The organism is Nonomuraea sp. NPDC049649 (assembly GCF_040675175.1).
In the GTDB taxonomy this organism is placed as follows: domain Bacteria; phylum Actinomycetota; class Actinomycetes; order Streptosporangiales; family Streptosporangiaceae; genus Nonomuraea.
Genome location: NZ_JBFAOH010000095.1, coordinates 1 through 2195 on the forward strand (window position 1 = coordinate 1; position 2195 = coordinate 2195).

The window sequence follows — 2195 nt, forward strand, 5'->3', positions numbered from 1 at the left end:
TGTCGACGACGCGTGAATACTGACCCCCAGGCGACGGCCGAAATCTGACCCCCCTTGCAGTTCACTCTGGAGGGTGATCAAGGTGGAGGACTGGGCGGAGATCCGCCGGTTGCACCGGGCCGAGGGCATGCCGATCAAAGCGATCGCGCGGCAGTTGGGCATCGCCAGGAACACGGTGCGGCGCGCGTTGGCGGCCGAGGAGCCGCCGAAGTACCAGCGGCCGGGCAAGAAGTCGATCGTGGACGCGGTAGAACCGCAGATCCGCCAACTGCTGCGGCAGTGGCCGGACATGCCGGCAACCGTGATCGCCGAGCGGATCGGCTGGCAGCGGTCGATGACCGTGCTCAAGGACCGCATCCGGCAGATCCGGCCGGAGTACCGGCCGCTCGATCCGGCCTCGCGGACCAGCTACCAGCCGGGCGAGCTGGCTCAATGCGATCTGTGGTTCCCGCCGGCACGTATCCCGGTCGGCCCCGATCGGAGGATGAGCCTGCCAGTGCTGGTCCTGGTCTGCGGCTACTCGCGCTGGCTGCTGGCCCGGATGCTGCCTTCCCGCGCGGCCGGGGATCTGTTCGCCGGGATGTGGGCACTACTGTCCCTGCTCGGCGCCACCCCCAAGACGCTGGTGTGGGACAACGAGGGCGCTATCGGGGCGTGGAAGGGCGGACGGCCGCAGCTCACCCAGGACGCCGAAGCCTTCCGCGGCACTCTGGGCGCCCGCATCCTGCAGTGCCGACCGGCTGATCCGGAGGCTAAAGGCCTGGTGGAGCGGGCCAACGGCTATCTGGAGACCTCGTTCCTGCCGGGCCGTATCTTCACCGGCCCGCACGACTTTAACGCCCAGCTGGAGGATTGGCTGCAGCGGGCCAACCACCGCCATCATCGGCGCCTGGACTGCCGGCCGGCTGACCGGATCGGCGCGGATCGGGCCGCGATGGTCGCGTTGCCGCCCGTGCCGCCGACCGTGGGCTGGCGCAGCGCGACCCGGCTGGCGCGCGATCACTACGTGCGCGTCGCCTCCAACGACTACTCCGTTCACCCGTCCGCGATCGGCCGCCTGGTCGATGTCGTCGCCGACCTGGAACACGTCACGGTGACCTGCGCGGGGCAGGTGGTGGCCCGGCATGAGCGTTGCTGGGACGTGCACCAGACGCTCACCGACCTTGCTCACGCCAGGGCCGCGGCGGCGCTGCGCTCAGCCCGGCTGCAGGCCGTGGCCACGCCGGTGGACACCGAGGTGGAACAACGCCAGCTGGCCGACTACGACGCTTTGCTCGGCATCGAGACGGTGGCGTGATGGCCGCACGAACCACCAGCACCGCCACCGCGTCGACGGCAGCAGCGGCGAGCGGGCGCAATGTCGCCGCCGAGCTGGCCTACCTGACCCGGGTGTTGAAGGCGCCGTCGCTGGCAGCCGCCATCGAGCGGCTGGCCGAACGAGCCCGGGCCGAGTCCTGGACGCATGAGGAGTTCCTGGCCGCCTGTCTGCAACGCGAGGTGGCCGCCCGCGACTCCCACGGCGGCGAGGCCCGCATCCGCGCCGCCCGCTTTCCCGCTCGCAAGGCCCTGGAGGAGTTCGACTACGACCACCAGCGCTCGCTCAAACGCGAGGCCATCGCCCATCTGAGCACGCTGGATTTCGTCGCGGCCCGGGAGAACGTGGTCTTCCTCGGTCCGCCCGGAACTGGCAAGACGCACCTATCGATCGGGTTGGGGATCCGCGCCTGCCAGGCCGGGCATCGTGTCGCCTTCGCCACTGCGGCCGAGTGGGTGGCCCGTCTGGCCGACGCCCACGCCGCCGGCAAGCTGCAGGACGAGCTGGTGAAGCTGGCCCGCATCCCGGTCCTGATCGTGGACGAGGTGGGCTATATCCCGTTCGAGCCCGAGGCCGCCAACCTGTTCTTCCAACTGGTCTCCAGTCGCTACGAGCGGGCCTCGCTGATCGTCACATCCAACAAGCCGTTCGGACGCTGGGGCGAGGTATTCGGCGACGACGTGGTCGCCGCCGCCATGATCGACCGCCTCGTCCATCACGCCGAAGTGATCTCGCTGAAGGGAGACAGCTACCGGCTGAAGAACCGGGATCTGGGCCGGGTTCCACCGGCCCGATCCGAGCACGAACAGTAGTCAACGACAACATCAGGGGGTCAAGATTCAACCGTCGTCAGGGGGTCAGAATTCGGCCGTCGTTGACA

General features: G+C 69.2%; 2 protein-coding genes. Both read left to right on the forward strand.

The window, feature by feature from the left end; translation table 11 throughout:
* The first annotated feature begins 73 nt into the window (after window positions 1–73).
* Window positions 74–1297: an IS21 family transposase gene (gene istA, locus AB0J42_RS37560; protein WP_364303338.1), complete on the forward strand. Its 1224-nt coding sequence runs from the start codon at window positions 74–76 to the stop codon at window positions 1295–1297.
* On the forward strand, window positions 1297–2127 hold the full coding sequence (gene istB / locus AB0J42_RS37565; protein ID WP_364303340.1) for an IS21-like element helper ATPase IstB: 831 nt from the start codon (window positions 1297–1299) through the stop codon (window positions 2125–2127). Before istA ends, istB begins: the two co-directional genes overlap by 1 nt.
* The last annotated feature ends 68 nt before the right edge of the window (window positions 2128–2195 follow it).

Coding starts and splice junctions, on each gene's coding strand:
- istB (WP_364303340.1), top strand. CDS start 1,297: ATGGCCGCACGAACCACCAGCACCGCCACCGCGTCGACGGCAGCAGCG.